The sequence below is a fragment of the Massilia genomosp. 1 genome, assembly GCF_011682185.1.
Lineage (GTDB): Bacteria > Pseudomonadota > Gammaproteobacteria > Burkholderiales > Burkholderiaceae_D > Telluria_A > Telluria_A rubra.
This window is the reverse complement of the sequence record NZ_WHJF01000443.1, coordinates 1-357: the sequence shown is the minus strand read 5'-3', so window position 1 is coordinate 357 and position 357 is coordinate 1. Positions and strand designations below refer to the sequence as shown.

The 357-nt window shown below is 62.2% G+C and carries 1 protein-coding gene; it reads left to right on the top strand.

Translation table 11 applies throughout. The annotated features are described in order from the left end of the window. A partial coding sequence (locus tag F1735_RS34425; protein WP_229506105.1) for an IS66 family transposase occupies positions 1 to 357 on the top strand: 357 nt, incomplete at both ends.

Sequence of the window (357 nt, the reverse complement as noted above, 5' to 3'; positions counted from 1 at the left end):
AGACACTGCACTGGCTGCATATCGCCGCGACCGCCACCCATACCTGGTACGGCGTGCATGCCAAGCGCGGCATGGAGGCGATCGCCGCGCATGGCATCTTGCCAAATCGGCTGGGCGTTCTCGTGCATGATTGCTGGGCGCCGTACTGGACGCTCGATTGCATACACGCCCTGTGCAACGCCCATTTGCTGCGCGAACTGGTCTATGTGCAGGAACTGACCGGCCAGGCTTGGCCCGAGCGAATGGGCAAGTTCCTCTGCCAAACCAACGCGCTGTGCGAGGCGGTCCGACAAAAAGGCATGGTACTGAGCGGCGCCGACGTCGCCGCCTTCGGCACGCTTTACGATCAGATATTGC